Source organism: Microbispora hainanensis (assembly GCF_036186745.1).
In the GTDB taxonomy this organism is placed as follows: Bacteria; Actinomycetota; Actinomycetes; order Streptosporangiales; family Streptosporangiaceae; genus Microbispora.
Map to the genome: position 1 here is coordinate 7,874,346 of NZ_CP108086.1, position 19,052 is coordinate 7,893,397.

A 19,052-nucleotide genomic window follows, 5' to 3' on the forward strand; every position below is an offset into this window, starting at 1 on the left:
CCCGGCCGGGCCGGGACGGTGAACTCGATCGCCCCGCCGCGCGTGAGGTGCTGGTCGAGCGGCGTCCGGCCATCGGCGACGACGCGCAGCGAGCCGTCGGTGAGCGCGTCGAGCGAGCGCACGCGCGGCGCCTCACCCGGACGTCGCCGCCGATGACGGACACGAAGTGTCCGCCCCGCTTGGCCTCGATACACGTTCCACCCTTCATGCGGGCGATGACCGCCGGGTGGCCTGGACCTGAACGTCGGGCGAGGCCTTGTCTCATGGACTCGCGCCGGTGGCGGCTGACTCGTCATGGCCAGGAAGTGCTGGAGCACGCGGAGCCGGACAGCATGCGCCACAGGCTCTGCCGACGCCACATGTGAGGCCGGCCTTCATCGTGCGCCTTCATCGTGCGCCTTCATCGTGCTCAGTGCGCCGCGCGCACCATAGTGCTCAGTGCGCCGCGCGCACCGCCGAGACCAGTCCGCCGGCGCCCTCGTCAAGCTGCGGCGGGGTGAGCATCGGGCGCCCGTAGACCTCGGCGCGCTCACGCAGGGTGAAGGTCTCCGCCTCCCAGCCGAGGCCGTGCAGCCAGCCGACCGGGTCTTCCGGCATCTCCCAGACCCACATCGATGCCGCCGATCCCGGAGTGGCGTCCTCGCGGAAGCGTTCGAGCACACCGCGCGAGCCCAGTGTCAGACCCAGCCTGCTGCCTGCGGCGGACAGCGCGCCGACCCGTTCGAGCAGCGACTGCACCGCGTCCTCGGGCAGATAGATCAGCAGTCCCTCGGCGATCCACACCGTCGGCTGCGCCGGATCGTGCCCGGCCGCGGCCAAGGCGCCGGGCCAGTCCTCATGCAGGTCGACCGGGACGGTGATCCGCTCGCAGCGCGGAACGGCCCGCTCCTGACGCAGCACCGACGCCTTGAAGTCCAGCGGTTCGGCTGTGTCGACCTCGAACAGCCGGGTCCCCTCAGGCCAGTCCATCCGGAAGGCCCTGCTGTCCATCCCGGCTCCGAGCAGCACGACCTGCCGGACGCCGGACGCGACCGCCCGCTCGAGCAGGTCGTCGAGGAACTTCGTCCGGATGACGATCGAGAAGGCCACACCGAGCCGGCGGCACTGCGCCGCCTCGTCCGCGCGCGGGGGCGGCGGCGCCCCAGGGTCTCTCCCACCGGCCATGGCGAAGGCCTGCGCCAGCGGGTCGCGGAACAGCGGCTGCTCGCGTGCCGTCTCCATCGCCCTCACCCGGGCCACGCCCACGGCCGTGGCCCACACCCCGGACGGCTCGACCCGTCCCCCCGCATCAGTCACGCGTTCAGCCTAGCCAGCGCAAAGACCCGAGCGTAGATCGGCGATCGACGCGGCCCTCCGCCTGGACATCTTCCAAGGAAACGATGTCGTCGAGCACTCAGGCAGCTCTTCTGGTTCACCGGACAGCCGGCGTCGGTGATCGTGATGTCGACGCTGAACCCGCTGCCCACGATGTGTCCGTGCACCTGGCGCCACCGTCCCCCTCTCCAGCCGGCGGCGGGCCACCTCCGGAGGAAGCCTGGTCAAACCTTCTCCGGGTGTGATCCGCGCCATATTTTCGGTCTGACCGGAATCCTTCTCTCGGCTCGAGGTGTTGCCATTCCGGACAATCGCCCCAACGAAGGACAAAGGAGTGCCCTTGCCTGCGGCGACGCTGCGCTCTTTTCGCCATCACAACTACCGCCTCTGGGCAGGAGCAGACCTGGTCTCGGTCACTGGCACCTGGATGCAGGTGCTGGGTGTCAACTGGCTGATCCTCTCGGCCACCGGATCGGCGACCAGCGTGGGCCTCAGCCTGGTCCTCCAGGCCGCACCCACGCTCCTGCTGGGGCTGTGGGGCGGCTCCCTGGCCGACCGGCTCCCCGCCCGCCCGGTCGTGCTCGCCACGCAGGTGGCTCAGGCGGCGCTCGCCGCTCTCCTCGCGCTCACCGCCGCGGGCGCCCCCGGCTCCGTGGCACCGGTGTACGCCATCGTGTTCGCGAGCGGCGTCGTGAACGCCATCGGCGGCCCGGCCCTCGGCAGATTCGGGGCCGAGGTGGTCCCCGCGCGGGACCTGCCGAACGCCTTCGCGCTGGGATCGATCATCAATTCGGCCGGCCGCATCCTCGGCATGAGCCTGGCCGGGGCCCTTCTCCCACTCACCGGCACGGCCGGCCTGTTCCTCGTCAACGCCCTGAGCTTCGCCGCCGTCATCGTGGCCGTCCTCGCCATGCGCGCCTCCGAGATGCACCGGCTCCTGCACTCCGAGACGGACCGGGGCGGGGTGCGCGCCGGCCTGTCCTACGTGCTTCGCACGCCCTGGCTCGTGGTGCTGCTGGCGCTCGCGCTGATTCTGGGCAGCCTGGGCCGCAACTACCAGGTCACCATGGCGGCGATGAGCTCCGGACCGCTGGCCGCCGGCGCCGGAGGATACGGGCTGCTGTCGACGATCTTCGCGATCGGCACGGTGATCGGCGGGGTGATCGCCGCCGGACGTCCCCGCCTCACGGTGGCCCTGCTGCTCGTCACCGCGCTGCTGACCGGCGTGGGCCAGAGCGTCAGCGGCTTCATGCCCGGCCTGGCCGCCTTCGGCGCGCTCATGCTGCCGATCGCCGCCGGCGCTGTGATCATCGACACCACCCTCGCGACCCGCGCCCAGCTGGACAGCCCCGACCACATGCGCGGCCGGGTCATCGCCGTCCAAGGCGTGGTCAGCGCGGGCGCGGGGGCCATCGGCGGGCCGCTTCTCGGCCTGCTCTGCGACATCGTGGGCCCCCGCGTGACTTTGCAGGTCACCGGTGTCGTGGTGGTCCTGGCCACCGTGGCCGCCGGGCTCGCCCTGGCCCGGCTGCGCGGGCGCGCGCCGGCCCGGCCCGCACTCGCGCATGCGGCTCCCCTTCAGTTGCCGCCCGAGCCTGAGCCGCCCGGCCGGGAGCCCGCCCAGCAGCGTGTCCCCGCCGGTGTGGCGTCCGGTCCGGCCGAGCAGGCGCCCGCGCTGGCATGATCCGTCCGCCCTGGGCGTCTCCCCGACCGAGCGCCGCCCCTGCGCCCTGCACCCGCACGGGGTCGGTACGTCGCGCGCTGCGTCCAGGTTGAAGCTGCGCCAGTTCGCAGACGCGATCTACCCGATTCGCCAACAGCACGGAAGAACGTCTGCCGCATCGAACAGTTCCCGTCGCGGCATATTCGCCGACCGTGGGATCGGCCGGAACCGTCCTCACGACGTCCGCAGCGGTTAGCGTGCAGTCGGCTGCGACCCTACTCGCCGAACCGCTGCCGGGCGTCTGGCCCGAGATCGCCCGGAGGCTGGTGCGCCAGGCCCACCGCGAGCACCCGTACTCCGCCTGAGGCTCCGCACCCTGGTCACCGCCGGCGATTCGGCCCATTCTTGGGTGGGAGGTGCCGGCATGCTCTACCGGATCCTGGCGGACACGATCACGAGCTGGGTGGACGCGGACATCCCCCGCGACGACGGCGAGCGGCCCTCGGGCACGCGGCTGCGCGGGGCGTGGGCGTCGGGCGGTCCGTGCTCCTCGCTGAACGGGCTGCCCCTGCCGCCGCTGAACAACCGCCGGGTCCGGTTCTGGTAGACCGAGGAGGGCTGGCGCGTGTACGGCCGGAACCATTGGGCCGAGCTGCGCGAGGCGGGTCACACCGTACGGGTGATCCGCATCAAGAACGCCCCGGGCTCACGGGTGGCCTACCGCGACCGCTACCAGGTCGCCCTTCTCCCTCCGTCGTCAGGAAAGCACTGACGACCGCCGCCGGATCCCGGCGATGAGCAGCCCGCCACGCGCCGGCGGGCCGCGGTTGGAACCCGTGCGAACTATCCGGCTGATATATCCCGGTAGTGACCTACCGATTCACGGCCCGTGTCGCCGGCGGCGACGAAGACTTCGACGAAAATTACCGGCAGGCCGGGATAGCGGAAAACGAGGACGGCAGCGGCTTCATGCTGATCTTCATGAGTGGCATCGAAGAAGCCGGCGACCAAGACGCGGATCTCGGCCTGGACACTCACTTGCCTGGTCACCGCAGACCAGCGAACCGCCTACGGTTGCGTTCGAGAAGTCACTATCCGCGATGACGCATTACGCATTGTGCTCACCCCTGCGGCTCTAGAGGACCTCGGCTTGGACGACCCGGTCATCGGCCCTCCCCGCCGCTGATCTTTACGGTGAGGACTGCCCGAGCTCGAGTCAATGCTTTGAGCAGCACAAATGTCCCTTGATAAGCGGTTTCCGAAACCATCCCCGCTACCTGCCAGTAGGAACTTGGGACCACTGGTCGCGAGCTTTCCTGCAAACACTGGCCGACGGCGACTTGGAGGTGTATAGAGACATATGTACTACATCTGTAACGCTCCATAATCTGCCTGCTCAAGCGAGGTCACTACTGCACCCGATGGGAAACGAGCAGGGGATGCGATGCGGCGACTGCCAATCACGCACCCCTGGCGGTAACACTTGCGCCGATTGTCCCTGGGCAGTCCCAACAGCGGACAAGGCTCCATCAGTCACCTTCTCAGATCGCCTTACCGAGGAAGATCTTCTAGCCCACACCCCCGTTGTGGACGTCGCAGAAGCCGATTATCAGGTAACCCGATACTTATGCTGCGCGGCCGAGTCAGACCCTATGTTCGCGCAGAACCTCGTTGCCCACATCATTCGGCAACCTCGCCGTGGCATCGCGATGTCCCCGGGTCTTGATGTCGTGGGCGTGCTCCGGCATGCATGCGCGGCGCGTAGGCGGCGGGCAATCCGGGACTGCGTCCTCACCGCCGTAAACCTGCCACTGACCCTAGTGGTATTGGGTTCAATTATCAGTGCTGCATTGACCGTCTCACTCGAACCTCTTGCTTTACTGCCATGGGCAATCGGCTTATCGACAATCGTCTCCTCGCTTGTGCTGTATCTCTCAAAGCTGCACTATTACCGCGTGATGACGGGGGCACTTCGACGCGACAGGTTCTCGGCAACTACCGCGCCCGAGCCACGCAGTCCTCTCTTGCGCAGCCGCCTGCGTCAGATCGCTGATCTAACACGCGGAAACACCACCATATACCAAGGATTCAAGCCATTCCGAGGATACGGCAAGGTGATCGGCGGCTGGTCGTTTGCAATCGACCTCACGAAACCACGGATAGAGGGGACGATTCCAGAGCTATTTGATGTCCATGACATCCGCACCTATGTCAAGAGTCAGGTAGAGGCACTGAAGTGGTTGGGCTTGACAGTAGAGGATCGCGTATTCGTCAGCGGACGGGACGTTCCTAATGACAGCATGTTCATTCAAAGCGACGGGCGTCCACGGCCAGGTGTCGACCAGGTGCATTTCAATCAACTCCTAGCGGCACCAGACAAACGAGCGCGCCCGTATATGGTTATTCGCCTACTCGGCTGGGACGGCGAACTCGCCTTAACCATATTCCTACGCTTCGTTATGGTTAAGAAAAATCTGTTCATCGAAGCCAGTCATTCAATTCTGACTCCACTCCAAGATTCGTTTCGCAAATACGATAAAATCGAGCCGGTCTCAAGCGTGAGTGACCATATGCGCTTGTTCTTTAGTTGTCTCCGACCGTTCTCTGGAATTGTCAGCGGGTTCACTCACCTCTCCGAATACCGTGACGACCGTCGAGCACTCGCGCCGAACAAAAGAGGTGTCGACCGCCAGGACTTCGACCATGGTGCCTTCTTCAGCATCAGGGAGTGGGCAAGCGATTCCCGCTATCAGCGCTACTTTCAGAAGCTCGACAGCGAGATGTACACGAAGGTCGTCGAGCAGCGGATCTTTGACTCCCTGGTTCAATTCCTTGATAGTCGGAACATTGATACGGGTGAATTGATTCAGCGACAGACCACAATCATGAACAACGGGGTGATGGTGACGGGAAATAGTTCGATTACGGCGGACAGCGTTGCCGCTGGCAACAACGCGCAAGCGATCAGCCATGGCGATCACATGGGTAGATCCGGCAGAGCCGATGGATCAACAAGAAGGTAAGGAAATGAATAAGAATGAAGGAATCTGGATCAGTGGTCACGGGCAAATCAATGCGGCAAATGTCGCATCCGGACCGAAGGCTCGAGCCGTGACTTACGCTCATCATCCCGACACCGAGCAATCCACCCGCGGTCCCGGACATTCTCGCGAAGGCCTTGATCGTACCGTGTTCGTCATCCACGGACGCGACTCGCAGGCACGGTTGAGGATGTTTGACCTGCTCCGCAGGATGGGCCTACATCCTCTGGAATGGGAGTCGATAGTGCAAGAAGTCGGGATGGCCAGCCCTTATTTGGGCGACACTGTCCGTGCCGCTTTCACCATCGCCCAAGCCGCCTTGGTATTGATGACCCCGGACGACATCGTCCGCCTGCACCCTTCACTTCAGGGGAGCGGGCCCGATCCCGAGCACGGCACGCAGTGTCAAGCCAGGCCAAACGTTCTGTTTGAGGCCGGCATGGCTTTCGGCTTGTACCCAGAGCGAACGGTTCTTATAAAGATGGGACACTTACGAGATTTCTCAGATATAGGCGGTCGCAACTACATTCAGTTTGATGGCTCAGTGCCGAGCATATTGAAGTTGCGCCAGCGGCTGCAGACGGCAGGATGCGCGGTGAGAGCTACCGGCGAGGATTTTGCGGACACAGAACATCTCCAGAATCTCGACGCATATACGCGCCACGCCGCCAGGTGATAAATTAGATCATTGTGCGTAGGCAGAAAGAACAAGATGGTGTGGAACACACGCAGAGCCCGCACGCTTTTATTCGCGCAGTTCCTCATCGCTTTTGGCCTCATCTCTGGGGCGATTCAGTTCGCGGGTCAAGTCTTTGGCGTTCGATTCGCTGAACCAGGACTAGTGACGGGGCTATCTCTGGCGGCATGCCTCGCCTGGGCCATCTTCAAGGCGTTCCCACGCCGCCATGCAGGACGCGCATTCGATTACCCCGATATTTCCATAGAAATCCGGGTCGGCGATATTCTTGAGTCGGACACTGATATCGTTGTGGGATTTTGTGACACATTCGACACGGACACCACAGACGACATCGTAATCAATGGAGCAAGCCTTCAAGGACAATTGCTACAGCGAACCTACGAGAACGATCGTCGCAGGCTCGATGATGATCTAGCGCGAGCCCTCTCGGAATACTCACCTATTAAGGTGGAGACCAAAACGACAAAGCCGCAGGGGAAATTGATGCGGTACGCCATAGGGACAGTCGCCGTCATTGGTTCACCCAAGCGGAGGATCTATTGCGTGGCATATAGCAGGATGGGTAATGATCTGACGGCTCGATGCTCTATTGACGACTTCTGGATGAGTTTAGGAAAACTGTGGACAGCAATCGGGGCTAGGGGCCAACTCAATGCCGTGGCAGTACCCATCATGGGTGCGGAGCTGGCAAGAGTGTACGCTCTTGATCGCGAGAATCTTCTGAAAGTGATTATTTTGTCTTTTGTTGCCTCATCTCGAGTACGTCCGGTATGCCGCGAGCTCACCGTGATCATCCGACCGGATGATATCGAGACGGTGGACATGTTGGAGATGCAGGCTTTCCTTGCGGCACTGTAAAAGACTAGGAGTCGACTGACAGAGCGCAACAGATCCAAGAGATACGTAGCGCGGCCGCGGGCGGACGCGCCGTGTTACCGCCGCCCGGCACAGGCGGCGGCTTGAGCCCGTATGGCAACTTACGACCACGCCCGGCTGCCGCCGCGCTTCCGTCCCAGGTCGCTCGTCGCCTGCCGATGACCTGACTTGGCTCACGTTTCAAGATTGTCGCTGAGCGCGAGGCGTTGACCTCGTGGTTCCCCGTCGGGAACGGCGAAAAGTGCGCACTAAATCGATCATGTCTCTACCCTGGTGGCCGTGTCTCCGTACGTGCGGACGGTGAAGACGGCCTCAGGCGCCCGGGCGGTGCAGATCGTCTACTCCTCCCGCCGCGGATCGCGGGAGATCGAGCACATCGGGTCGGCGCACGACGACGCCGAGTTGGAGACGCTCAGGGCGGTGGCGCGTCAGCGGCTGGCCGCCGGCCAGCAGGAACTGGACCTGGGGCTGGACGATGGGCCGATGGCGGGCGGGCCGCTGGAGATCGTCAGCTCGCGGATGGAACACCTGTGGGACGCGCTGTCCCGCGCCTACGACACGCTGGGGTTTGCTGCCGCGGCCGGGGGCGATGAGGTGTTCCGGCAGCTGGTGCTCGCGCGGGTGATCGAACCGACGAGCAAGCACGACAGCCTGCGCGTGCTCGGCGAGGCCGGGATCGATGCGGTGTCGTATGCCACGGTGAAGCGCCGCCTGCCGGACTACGCCGCACCGCAGTGGCGCCAGGCCCTGGCCGGTGCATGCGCGGCCCACACCCGCCTCGGGCCGGCCAGCCTGGTCCTCTACGACGTGTCAACCTTGTACTTCGAGACCGACGCCGGGGATGGGTTCCGCGAGCCGGGCTTTTCCAAGGAACGCCGCCTGGACCCGCAGATCACGATCGGGCTGCTCACCGACTCCTCCGGGTTCCCGCTCATGGTGACCGCCTTCGAGGGCAACAAGGCCGAGACCCACACCATGCTCCCGGTGATCGAAGGGTTCATGGCGGCCCACCACCTGCCGGACGTCACGATCGTGGCCGACGCCGGGATGATCTCCGAGGCGAACAAGCAGGCCATCGAAGCCGCTGGGCTGTCGTTCATCCTCGGCATGAAGATCCCCGAGGTGCCGTATGTGGTCAAGCAGTGGCGGCGCGAGCACCCCGGCACCCCGATCCCCGACGGGCACATCTTCATCCAGCCCTGGCCGTCGGGATCGAGCCGGCCCCGCCGCGACCAGATGATCTACTACCAGTACCGGGCAGAGCGGGCCCGGCGCACCCTGCGCGGCATCGACGAGCAGGTCGCCAAGGCCCAGCGCGCCGTCGACGGGCAGGCGCCGGTCAAGCGCAACCGGTTCATCAGGCTGTCCGGCGCTACCAAGAGCGTCAACACCGAGCTGGTGGACAAGGCCAAGGCCCTGGCCGGGCTCAAGGGCTACATCACCAATCTCGCCGCCTGCCCGGACGGGACGCCCATCACCGCCGAGTTCGTCATCAGCTCCTACCATCGGCTGTTCGAGATCGAAAAGTCCTTCCGGATGAGCAAGCACGACCTCAAAGCACGGCCGATCTACCACCACAAACGCGAGTCCATCGACGCGCACCTGACGATCGTGTTCGCCGCCCTGGCGGTCGGCCGGTGGATCGAGGCACGGACCGGATGGTCGATCAAGAAGTTCGTCCGCACCGCCCGCCGCTATCGCACCGTCCGAATCCAAGCCGGCAACCACGTCCTGACCGCCGCCGACCCTCTGCCCACCGACCTACGCAACGCCCTCAAGCGGATCCGCAGCCCCGAAGGTGCGCACTAAATTGAGCCAACTCAGGACGACAAAGCCGCAGGGGAAATTGATGCGGTACGCCATAGGGACAGTCGCCGTCATTGGTTCACCCAAGCGGAGGATCTATTGCGTGGCATATAGCAGGATGGGTAATGATCTGACGGCTCGATGCTCTATTGACGACTTCTGGATGAGTTTAGGAAAACTGTGGACAGCAATCGGGGCTAGGGGCCAACTCAATGCCGTGGCAGTACCCATCATGGGTGCGGAGCTGGCAAGAGTGTACGCTCTTGATCGCGAGAATCTTCTGAAAGTGATTATTTTGTCTTTTGTTGCCTCATCTCGAGTACGTCCGGTATGCCGCGAGCTCACCGTGATCATCCGACCGGATGATATCGAGACGGTGGACATGTTGGAGATGCAGGCTTTCCTTGCGGCACTGTAAAAGACTAGGAGTCGACTGACAGAGCGCAACAGATCCAAGAGATACGTAGCGCGGCCGCGGGCGGACGCGCCGTGTTACCGCCGCCCGGCACAGGCGGCGGCTTGAGCCCGTATGGCAACTTACGACCACGCCCGGCTGCCGCCGCGCTTCCGTCCCAGGTCGCTCGTCGCCTGCCGATGATGCGGGTGGTGCCGTGGCCGCCTGTAGGTTTTGGCGGTGATCGAACTACGTGTCCTGTATGAAGACGATTGGCCGATTTGGCGCGAGCTGCGGCTCGCCGCGCTTGCCGAGGCGCCGGGCCGCGTCCATGATCGTGGTGTATGAGAAGACCACTCGTAATCCGGCGAACTTCTAAGCCGTAATCGCCTCGATATTCACTTTAACATCATTTGTCTCATTTTGAGAGTGGGTGTGCTTACGGCATTCGGCCAGGATCTCCAGGCCCATGTAGCGGCGCTGCTCGGTCCACTCGTCGTTCTGCTCGGCCAGCACCGCGCCGACCAGGCGGACGATGGCCTCCCGGTCGGGGAAGATGCCGACCACGTCGGTGCGGCGGCGGATCTCCTTGTTCAGCCGCTCTTGGGGGTTGTTGGACCAGATCTGCCGCCAGACGGCCGTGGGGAAGGCGGTGAAGGCCAGGATGTCATCACGGGCCTCGTCCAGCCGGTCGGCGGCCTTGGGGTACTTGGCCTCCAGCACCTCGACCACGTGCCGGTGCTGGGCGTGCACGGACTCGGTGTCGGGCTGTTCGAAGATGGTGCGCAGCATCGTGTGCACCCACGGCTGCGCCGTCTTCGGGACACAGGTGCCCAGGTTTCTCGCGAAGTGGGTGCGGCAGCGCTGCCAGGAGGCGCCGGGCAGCGTGGCGGCGATCGCGTCACGTAGCCCGGCGTGGCAGTCGCTGGTGACCAGCAGGACGCCGGACAGGCCGCGGGCGACCAGGCCACGCAGGAACGCCAGCCAGCCCGCCCCGTCTTCGCAGGAGACGACGTCCAGGCCGAGGATCTCCCGCTGCCCGTCGGCATTGACACCGGTGGCGATCAGGCAGTGCACGTTCACCGTCCGCCCGCCCTCACGCACCTTCTGAGTGAGCGCGTCGATCCAGACGAAGGTGTACGGCCCGCCGTCCAAAGGCCGGGACCGGAACGAGGCGACCAGCTCATCCAGCTCGGCGGCCATCTTCGACACCTGCGATTTGGACAGCTTGGTGATGCCCATCGACTCGGCGAGTTTTTCCATCCGCCGTGTGGACACACCCAGCAGGTAGGAGGTGGCCACCACGCTGGTCAGCGCCCGTTCGGCCCGGCGGCGCTTGTCCAGCAGGAAGTCCGGGAAGTACGACCCCGACCGCAGGCGGGGGATGGCCAGCTCGATGGTCCCGGCCCGGGTGTCCCACTCCCGGCTGCGGTAGCCGTTGCGGGAGTTGACCCGCTCGCTGCTGACCTCGCCGTAGCCGGCCCCGCACAGCTGCTCGACCTCGGCGTCCATCATCCGCTGCGCGAACTCGCGGATCATCGTGCGCAGCAGGTCCGGGCTCGCCGCGGCGAGAGTCTCGTCGAAGTAGTCCCCGGCAGCGGGCACAATGTCATTGACGGCCACTTCATCCCCTTCGTGTCTGAATGTGCGAATCGAAGGATTACGAAGTGGCCGTCTCTTGTCACATGGATCTCTCCCGTCGCACCAAGGGAAAGATCACCCGTACACCACTCCCATGGACGCTAACGCGCGCCGACATACCAACCCTCTTCGTCGGGGGTGACGGTCGCGGTCAAGGAGATGGTCTGGCTCATGCCGTAAGCGTACGCCCGCACGCTTCGCCGGGTCCGCGAGTAGGACCAAGCCACCTCTCGCGATCTCCCAGGTTCTCCTCCGGCACAGAAAAACCGCTCCTTCAACGCGAGAACCGGCTTCTGGCCGCGAGCTCGTCGCCTCGGCCTCGCCAACCGCCTCCTGCCCGGACCGGGACAGAATCGGACACCACGGTCGCAGGTGCGGCACCGCGAATGTTTCACCCGGCCTTGCCCCGCCTGAAGATCGGTACGAGCCTCGGCGACGGGCCGCACTATTCGATCTTCGACGTCTGGTTCCACTGGATGGGCTGATGGTGCAACCGATCCGTGGAACGGCGAGCCACCGAAACGGTGGTCACTCAGGCAAAGCAAAAGGCCGGTCCGCTGGATAGCGGCCCGGCCTCCTGATCTGCACGAACGTGGTGGGCGATACTGGGATCGAACCAGTGACCTCTTCGGTGTGAACGCGGGTAGAGCGTGCAGAGCCAGATCAACGGGTGCCGACGAGTTCCGTTACGTGGGCCTGCTGTATCGCTCGCTCACCTTGTCGGGGGATCCTGAAAACTGGCTCTGGCACTAATTTCGTGATCTTCTGGCGCTCGGCTGCCGGGTGTTGCTGATCATGCTGGGTGACGTTCTCGGAGTTGCTCGCGGTCCTCTTCCCCCACCTGGCCTGCCTGCAGATTGACGGGGTGTGTCGGTCGGGCAGGTCGGTACGAATCCGGGCCAGGACCCACGCCACGCAGGCTGAACCGCGCCGAGTTTCGTGGAGGCCGGGTTAGCTGGCTGGGGTGAGGATAGCCGGGGCGGTTTGGGTTCGGTAGTGGGTCTCGAATTCGGCTGGTGGAAGGTCGTTGCAGGCGCTGTGGAGGCGCCGGTTGTTGTACCAGTCGACCCATTCCATGGTGGCGATCTCGACGTCGTCCAGGCCGTTCCACGGGCCGCGCCGGTGGATCAGCTCGGTCTTGTACAGCCCGATGGTGCTTTCGGCCAAGGCGTTGTCATAGCTGTCCCCACGGGAGCCGACCGAGCAGACCGCCCCGGCACCCGACAGGCGCTCGGTGTAGCGAATCGACAGATACTGGCAGCCGCGGTCGGAGTGGTGCACCAGCCCTTCCAGCCGCCGTCCGTCTCCGCGACGCCAGATGGCCATCTCCAGCGCGTCCAGCGCCAGGTCGATGCGCAGATGATCGGCCAGACGCCACCCGACGATCATCCGCGAGAACGCGTCGATCACCAGCGCCGCGTACACGAACCCCGACGCGGTGGGGATGTAGGTCAGGTCGGCGACCCACAACCGGTTCGGGGCGGGGGCGGTGAAGTCGCGTTTGACCAGGTCTTCGGTCCGCTCGGTGAGGGCTTCGGAGATCGTTGTCGTGGGCCGCTTGTGATCCCCGCGCACCGCCCCGGCAAGCCCCAGGCGCTTCATCAGCCGGGCCACGGTGCACCGCGCCACGCGGGTGCCGCGCCGGTTGAGCTCTTTCCACATCTTGCGCACGCCATACACCTCGAAGTTCTCGTTCCACACCGTGGTGATCTCGGCCATGAGCTGGGCGTCCCGCACCGCCCTCGCGGAGGGCGGGCGGGACTTGGCCGCGTAGTACGTCGACGTCGCCACCTGCAACACTTGGCAGATCGGCTCGACGCCGAAAGCGCCGCGGTGAGCGTCGATGAAGGCAACTACCTGGGCGGCCGTGGGTCGAGTTCGGCCGCGAAAAAAGCGGCCGCGGCCTTGAGGATCTCGTTGGCGCGGCGCAGCTCGCGCACCTCACGCTCCAGCTCGGCGATCCGCTGCGCATCAGCGGTCGAGGTGCCGGGACGCTGTCCCTCGTCGATCTCGGCCTGGCGCACCCACCCGCGCAGCGCCTCGCGGTGAACACCGAGCTGATCGGCCACCCGGGCGATCGCGCCGGGGGCACCGCCGGTCTGCCGGCGAACCTCAAACACCATCCGGACCGCGCGCTCTCGAAGCTCTTGGGGATACTTCCTCGGGGCTGGCATCGTGACGTGATTCTCCCTTCCGCCAGCAGATGATGCTGGCTTCAGGGCCTCCACGAAAGTCGGAGTGGTTCAGTGCGCCACCTGGTCTTCGGGTTGGGCGGCATGATCAGCTGGTCATCTCCGCCCACACGAATCCGGCCAGCTCGCGAGCGACCGCGACCACGGTGACGGCGGGAGACTTGCCGGCCTTGGCCATGCGCCGGAACTTGCCGCATAACCGCTGCTGGGCTTTCCAGGAACGAGCGAGAGTCTCAGCTGTGGCGTCCTGCTGGCGTCGCCGTAACGGGGCGCCGATCGTGGGCCGATGCTGGTAGGACCACGCCGATTCGGTCAGCGCGGTGCGCACCGGCTCCGAGCCGGCCTTGGTGATACCGCCACGGCGGATGCGGTCGCCGCTGGAGTATTCGGTGGGGATCAGTCCGCTGTAACTCATGAACGCCCGTGCTGAGGCGAAGCGGTGCCAGTCCACCACCTCGGCGGCCAACGTCAGTGCGGTCAGTTCCGCGATTCCTCGGTAGCAGCCGAGCCGGCTCACCGCCGCGTGTAGCGGCTCGCACTGCGCCAGCTCGTGCAGCTGTGCCTCCAGCGCCGCCAGCTCGGCCTCCCGCGCCATCAGAGCGGCTCGGTAGGTCGCCAGCGTCGCGGTCAGTGCAGGTTCGTCGAACACCTGGCTCGCCACCCACTGGCGATGGATCTTCGTCCATCGAACACCACCGCGCCAGACGCGTCCGTGCCGCAACAGGAACGCGTTGATCCGCTGCTGGGCGCGTCTGCGGTCATCGAGCAGATCAGCCCGGGTGCGTACCAGGTCCCGGACTGCCTCTTCGGCGATCGTGGGGACGCGGATCGCGGTCAGTTCCCCAGCGCGGTGCAACCTGGCCAGGCGGATCGCGTCCCGCCGGTCGGTCTTCACCCGCTCACCCGCGCCCTTGGGGATCAAGGACGGGGCGACCACGTCACAGGCCACCCCCATAGAGGTCAGCAGCCGATGCAGCTCATAGCCACCCGGCCCGGCCTCGTAGCAGGCCGCCAGCCGCCACCGGTCCCGGAACCGCCCGACCAGCCGGCGCAACGACGCCTCGTCATTGAAGATCCGGTCGACTACCGGGACCTCTTCGCCGGGGTGCAACACCCCGACCACGATCGCGTCTTTGGAGACGTCCATCCCTAGATGGATCCACTCCGCTCCCGATGTCACACTCGGCATAACGGTCGGCTCCCTTCTGCCTGCTGGCTCCGTCCGCCGCGGGATGCTTGTCACTGCCAGCGTCGGATGACCCACGACACCGGCCAAGTGCCATTACGGACAGAACCGGAGTCGGCCGTTTCATGCTGACTTACCTGGGTCGATGGCGGGCGAGGCGATCAAGCTCCCCAGCCACCCACGAACCTCGGCTTGCGCACCTTGATCACCTCGGGGCCGGAGATCCCCCGCCGGAGGCAAAGAAAGACCGCAGCCCGCTACGGCGCGTCCGCGTGGTCGCGACGGTCGGCTTCCCGCGGGTGTCATGCGTCTGCCTGGGATCGGGCGCGGCTGGCGTCGGCGCGGACGGGACCGGCCCGAAGAGGCCGCACGCCCGGACGCGTCCGGACGCGCCGCGCCACCGCCGCCCGGCACGGGCGGCGGCTTGATGGCCGCAGCGACGAGGGCGTCATCCCGCCTCCGGCCTGGGCCACCGTCGACCTGCTCACTGCCGCGATCCGCACCGCTGTCAAGGCCGTACGGCTGGATGCTCCCGACCTCGGCCAGCCGACCCGGCACCTGGTGTGGGGCGAGCAGGTCGACGTACGGCCCATCGACCCCGGCGACCTCCACGACGGACCACACCTGTCCGAACGCGCCGTGGCGGCCTACGTCGCCAAGTACGCCACCAAGGCCGCAGAGAACTCCGGCACCCTCGACCGGCGGATCAAGCCGCGGGACCTGCCCACGCTCCACGCACAGGGCGTCTCCGAGCACGCGGCCCGGCTCATCCGCACCGCCTGGGCGCTCGGCGACCCCGACACCCACCCGGGCCTCACCGGGCTGCGGCTGCGCGACTGGGCGCACATGCTCGGCTTCCGCGGCCACTTCTCCACCAAGAGCCGCACCTACTCGACCACCCTGACCAGGCTGCGCCAGGCCCGGGCCGACTTCCGCCTGCGCATGACCTTCGCCCGGCTGCCCTACGACCCCGACAGCACGCTCGTCGTCGGCTCCTGGGCCTATGCCGGCCAAGGCATCACTCCCGGCGAGGCGGCGCTCGCCATGCAGCTCACTGACGACACAGCAGGAGGTAACTCGTCATGAACAACGTGATCTCGCTCGTTCCCCGGCAGGACGCTCCTGCCGCCCAGGCCGCCGAGGACGACCGGGCCGTCTACACGGTGCCGGAGGTCGCGCGGCTCCTGTCGCTGTCGCGGGGCAGCGCCTACGCCCTCGTCCGGGAGGGCACGATTCCGGCCCTGCGGATGGGCGGCCGGTGGATCATCCCCAAGCGGCGGTTCCACGCCTGGCTGGACGGCCTGACCGAGGAGGGGCGCCGCTGAGATGGGGCACATCGTGAAGACCAAGGCGGGCACCTACCGGGCCAACTGGCGCGACCACACCGACCGCCAGCGGTCCAAGACCTTCGCCACGAAGAAGGAGGCCACCGCGTTCCTCGCCGAGATCAGTAGCTCGCTCAACCGCGGCACCTACGTCGACCCCCACGCGGGGAAGGCCAAGTTCGGCCCGTACGCGACCAAGTGGATGCTGTCGCGCAACCACGAGATCACCACCGTTGCCCGCGACGACTCGATCATGCGGACGCACGTGCTGCCGCGTTGGCGGGACGTCCCCCTCGGGCGCATCGACCACAGCGCGGTACAGACGTGGGTCAGCGACCTGAGCAAGCGCCTCGCCCCCGCGACCGTGGCCGAGTGCCACCGGCTGCTGTCGACCGTGCTCAAGTCGGCCGTACGTGACCGGATCGTCGGGCCAACCCGTGCGAGGGCGTACGGCTGCCCAAGCGGCGGCGCAAGGCGGGCGACGACCGGATCATCAGCCGTGAGGACCTGGCCGTGCTGCTCCCCCACGTCCCCGGCCGCTACCGGGCGCTCGTCGGCCTGGCCGCCGGCACCGGCCTCCGCTGGGGTGAGTGCGTGGGCCTGCGCTGGGATGCCGTCGACCTCGACGCCGGAACCGTACGGGTGGAGCGGGTGGCCGTCGAGGTGGCGGGCACGGTGACGCAAAAGCCCTATCCCAAGTCCAAGGCCGGACGGCGGGAAGTCCCCCTTCCGCCCTTCGTCGTCGAGCTGCTCGCCGCGCACCGCGAGCGCTACCCGACCGGACCGGTCGGAGAGGTGTTCACCAACGCGGCGGGCGGTCCTCTCCGCCGCACGCTCTTCCGGTCTCGGGACTGGCGCCCGTCGCTCGTCCGGGCCGGGCTGCTGGGCGAGGTGGTGGAGGTCCGGCCGGGTGCCTTCCTCGGCGTCTGGCAGGACAAGGAGGGCCTGGAGCACCGCCAGGAGTTCCCGACCCACCGGGAGGCCGTGATGCACGTCGCCAAGCACGCGGCAGAGGGGCTGAGGTTCCACGATCTGCGGCACTGCTACGCCACCTGGCTCGTCTCCGACGGCGTCCCCGTGAACGACGTGGCGCGCCTCCTCGGGCACGAGCAGATGTCCACGACGCTCAACCGTTACACGCACTCCTCGCGCGACCGCTACGGCAGGGCTCGGGCGGTGTTCGCTGACTTTTCGCTGACTCCTGCTCCAGATCGGCCCCGGGAGCCGGACGCAGCCAGCACCGTTGACCTAGATCGGGAGGAGGACAACAGCTAACGCCAAAGCTTTGAACAGCGAAAAGGCCCGTTGGAGTGGTGGACTCCGACGGGCCTTGATCGTGTGGGCGATACTGGGATCGAACCAGTGACCTCTTCGGTGTGAACGAAGCGCTCTCCCGCTGAGCTAATCGCCCGGGTTCGTCTGCGCCTCGCGGCGCCGACGGGGAAAACCATACCGCACTCGAGGGGGTGATGGCGAAAGCGCGGCCCGGTCGGCTCGATCGTCCCGCCTTCGTCAACACCTTCGAAAGGTTCGCCAGAGCGTCCCCGGCGTGGGGGTGTGGTGTCATAGCATCGTGATGCTCCATGCTCGACCTATACGCACGACCTGAGATCATTCGCCCGCAATGGCATCGCCGACGCGGCCCCGCCGACACGCAAAGCAGAGGTAAGGACAAGCCTGTTGGTGATGTTTGAGCTGGTAGATGACCGAATGTCAAGCTGTGATGTGCGTTACAGAAGGGCCTGGAGGCGGAATCTTTCCTACGGGTCTCTTCGTTCGTCTCGTAGCACGAGCGCCCGGCGAGGCCCGACCGCACAGTGAAGACGCAGTGAAAGCCCCTGACAGGGGACCCGACGACGAAAAGGTTTGGCTGACGATGAACAGCACCACCGTCTCTGCCGAGCTAGGCCTTCGGCTTGTGGTCCCCGACCGTACGACCGTCCCCCTGCTCGCCGGCCTGAGTTATACGGCCGAGGATCCGTATGCCATCCGGATGGCGTTTCACGTGGGGAATGACGAGCCGGTCGAGTGGATCTTCGCCCGCGAGCTGCTGACCGTGGGCATCGTGCGGCGCGTTGGTGACGGCGACGTACAGGTCTGGCCTGCCCGTTCGGACGGCGAGCGGACGCTCAACATCAGCCTCACCTCGCCCTTCGGCCAGGCCCTGTTCGAGGTGCCCCTGGCCCCCCTCACCGAGTTCCTGCATCGGACCTACGAGCTCGTCCCCGCCGGTCGTGAGACCGACTTCATGGACCTGGACGAGGAGCTCACCAACATGCTCTGGAGCTCCTAGAACAACTGCCCCAGCCTCCGCTGGATCCCTCGCATCCGGGCGATCTCGATCTGCTGGCCGCTGAGGACGTCCTGGGCCATCGTCCGCATGGCCCGGTCGCGTCCCCGGCGCAGTTCCTGCGCCGCCATGGTCACCGCGCCCTCGTGGTGCCGGATCATCAGCGTGAGGAACAGCGTGTCGAAGTCGCGCCCGCGTGCCGTACGCAGCCGGTTGAGCTCCTCCTCGCCGGCCATTCCGTAGCCGCCCGGCCCGTGGTCGTGCGCGGGCGGCGCGGTGCGGCCGAGGCCCCGCAGCCACGACTCCATGACGGCGATCTCCGGGCGCTGCGCGTCCAGCACGCGTTCGGCCACCGCCGTCACCAGCGGGTCGCCGGTCCGCGCCGCGGCCAGCCCCGCCATCTCCAGCGCCTGCCGGTGGTGCGGGATCATCGCCTCGGCGAACCGTACGTCGGCCGCCACGGGCCCCGCCTGCGCCGGTGAGCGGGCCGGGGCGGACCCGGACTGCCCGGGAGCGCCGGGGACGATCACCGGGGCGTCGGCGTGCGCCGGCGGGGCGACCTCGGACGAGCAGGCCGCCAGCACCGGCGCAACTGCCAGCACAACCGTTACCAATCCGGTCAAC

General features: G+C 66.2%; 19 protein-coding genes, 1 tRNA gene and 1 other annotated feature. Of the genes, 14 read left to right on the top strand and 6 right to left on the bottom strand.

Annotated elements, in window-relative coordinates:
• Positions 1 to 435: 435 nt before the first annotated feature.
• Positions 436 to 1,296, bottom strand: a complete 861-nt coding sequence (locus OHB01_RS35750) for a class I SAM-dependent methyltransferase (protein WP_205830986.1) — start codon at positions 1,294 to 1,296, stop codon at positions 436 to 438.
• A gap of 358 nt (positions 1,297 to 1,654) precedes the next feature.
• Between OHB01_RS35750 and OHB01_RS35755 the strand changes: the two genes are divergently transcribed.
• From OHB01_RS35755 to OHB01_RS35795, 9 genes are all read left to right on the top strand, one after another.
• Positions 1,655 to 2,998, top strand: a complete 1,344-nt coding sequence (locus OHB01_RS35755; protein ID WP_240972036.1) for an MFS transporter — start codon at positions 1,655 to 1,657, stop codon at positions 2,996 to 2,998.
• A 403-nt stretch (positions 2,999 to 3,401) separates the two neighbouring features.
• The gene (locus OHB01_RS35760) at positions 3,402 to 3,584 is read left to right on the top strand and encodes a hypothetical protein (RefSeq protein ID WP_142651218.1); all 183 of its coding nucleotides are present in this window, start codon (positions 3,402 to 3,404) and stop codon (positions 3,582 to 3,584) included.
• 18 nt (positions 3,585 to 3,602) lie between these two features.
• Complete coding sequence (locus OHB01_RS35765) at positions 3,603 to 3,749, top strand: hypothetical protein (protein ID WP_168066453.1); 147 nt, start codon at positions 3,603 to 3,605, stop codon at positions 3,747 to 3,749.
• Between the two features lie 95 nt (positions 3,750 to 3,844).
• Entirely contained in the window at positions 3,845 to 4,081 is a 237-nt protein-coding gene (locus OHB01_RS35770) for a hypothetical protein (protein ID WP_168066673.1), read from the top strand.
• Between the two features lie 482 nt (positions 4,082 to 4,563).
• Complete coding sequence (locus OHB01_RS35775) at positions 4,564 to 6,000, top strand: hypothetical protein (RefSeq protein WP_142652723.1); 1,437 nt, start codon at positions 4,564 to 4,566, stop codon at positions 5,998 to 6,000.
• Positions 5,948 to 6,694 (top strand): TIR domain-containing protein, encoded by a 747-nt coding sequence (locus OHB01_RS35780; RefSeq protein WP_142652724.1) that lies wholly within the window; start codon positions 5,948 to 5,950, stop codon positions 6,692 to 6,694. The genes OHB01_RS35775 and OHB01_RS35780 overlap by 53 nt, the downstream gene beginning before the upstream one ends.
• Before the next feature lie 36 nt (positions 6,695 to 6,730).
• Entirely contained in the window at positions 6,731 to 7,576 is an 846-nt protein-coding gene (locus tag OHB01_RS35785; RefSeq protein ID WP_142652725.1) for a macro domain-containing protein, read from the top strand.
• 297 nt (positions 7,577 to 7,873) lie between these two features.
• Positions 7,874 to 9,403 carry an IS1634 family transposase gene (locus OHB01_RS35790; RefSeq protein ID WP_419197557.1) on the top strand — a complete coding sequence of 510 codons (1,530 nt, stop codon included), beginning with the start codon at positions 7,874 to 7,876 and terminating at the stop codon, positions 9,401 to 9,403.
• Positions 9,393 to 9,818 (top strand): macro domain-containing protein, encoded by a 426-nt coding sequence (locus tag OHB01_RS35795; RefSeq protein ID WP_328854577.1) that lies wholly within the window; start codon positions 9,393 to 9,395, stop codon positions 9,816 to 9,818. Before OHB01_RS35790 ends, OHB01_RS35795 begins: the two co-directional genes overlap by 11 nt.
• Before the next feature lie 351 nt (positions 9,819 to 10,169).
• On the opposite strand, the gene OHB01_RS35800 is transcribed toward OHB01_RS35795, so the two are convergent.
• The 3 genes from OHB01_RS35800 to OHB01_RS35810 form a co-directional block, all read right to left on the bottom strand.
• A complete protein-coding gene (locus tag OHB01_RS35800; RefSeq protein WP_419197558.1) occupies positions 10,170 to 11,417 on the bottom strand; it encodes an IS256 family transposase in 1,248 nt (415 codons plus the stop codon).
• 969 nt (positions 11,418 to 12,386) lie between these two features.
• A protein-coding gene (locus OHB01_RS35805) for an IS3 family transposase (RefSeq protein ID WP_328854578.1) occupies positions 12,387 to 13,609 on the bottom strand; the annotation gives its coding sequence in 2 pieces (ribosomal slippage) (positions 12,387 to 13,330 and positions 13,330 to 13,609; 1,224 coding nt in all).
• Positions 13,218 to 13,331 (bottom strand) — a sequence feature (AL1L pseudoknot). Its footprint overlaps the gene before it by 114 nt.
• 106 nt (positions 13,610 to 13,715) lie before the next feature.
• Positions 13,716 to 14,774 (bottom strand): IS110 family transposase, encoded by a 1,059-nt coding sequence (locus tag OHB01_RS35810; RefSeq protein ID WP_328854579.1) that lies wholly within the window; start codon positions 14,772 to 14,774, stop codon positions 13,716 to 13,718.
• Between the two features lie 231 nt (positions 14,775 to 15,005).
• On the opposite strand from OHB01_RS35810, the gene OHB01_RS35815 reads away from it, so the two are divergent.
• The 4 genes from OHB01_RS35815 to OHB01_RS35830 are packed head-to-tail and all read left to right on the top strand — an operon-like array spanning position 15,006 to position 17,413.
• Complete coding sequence (locus OHB01_RS35815) at positions 15,006 to 15,899, top strand: replication initiator (protein ID WP_328854580.1); 894 nt, start codon at positions 15,006 to 15,008, stop codon at positions 15,897 to 15,899.
• Entirely contained in the window at positions 15,896 to 16,138 is a 243-nt protein-coding gene (locus OHB01_RS35820) for a helix-turn-helix domain-containing protein (protein ID WP_142650429.1), read from the top strand. Before OHB01_RS35815 ends, OHB01_RS35820 begins: the two co-directional genes overlap by 4 nt.
• Position 16,139: 1 nt before the next feature.
• On the top strand, positions 16,140 to 16,817 hold the full coding sequence (locus OHB01_RS35825) for a hypothetical protein (protein WP_328854581.1): 678 nt from the start codon (positions 16,140 to 16,142) through the stop codon (positions 16,815 to 16,817).
• Positions 16,733 to 17,413: a site-specific integrase gene (locus OHB01_RS35830; RefSeq protein ID WP_328855884.1), complete on the top strand. Its 681-nt coding sequence runs from the start codon at positions 16,733 to 16,735 to the stop codon at positions 17,411 to 17,413. The genes OHB01_RS35825 and OHB01_RS35830 overlap by 85 nt, the downstream gene beginning before the upstream one ends.
• A 64-nt stretch (positions 17,414 to 17,477) precedes the next feature.
• Here OHB01_RS35830 and OHB01_RS35835 read toward each other — a convergent pair.
• Positions 17,478 to 17,549: transfer RNA gene (locus tag OHB01_RS35835), tRNA-Val, on the bottom strand.
• A 465-nt stretch (positions 17,550 to 18,014) separates the two neighbouring features.
• Here OHB01_RS35835 and OHB01_RS35840 point away from each other — a divergent pair.
• Positions 18,015 to 18,431, top strand: a complete 417-nt coding sequence (locus tag OHB01_RS35840) for an SsgA family sporulation/cell division regulator (RefSeq protein WP_036329836.1) — start codon at positions 18,015 to 18,017, stop codon at positions 18,429 to 18,431.
• On the opposite strand, the gene OHB01_RS35845 is transcribed toward OHB01_RS35840, so the two are convergent.
• Complete coding sequence (locus OHB01_RS35845; RefSeq protein WP_260617434.1) at positions 18,428 to 19,030, bottom strand: DUF305 domain-containing protein; 603 nt, start codon at positions 19,028 to 19,030, stop codon at positions 18,428 to 18,430. The genes OHB01_RS35840 and OHB01_RS35845 overlap by 4 nt on opposite strands.
• Positions 19,031 to 19,052: the final 22 nt, after the last annotated feature.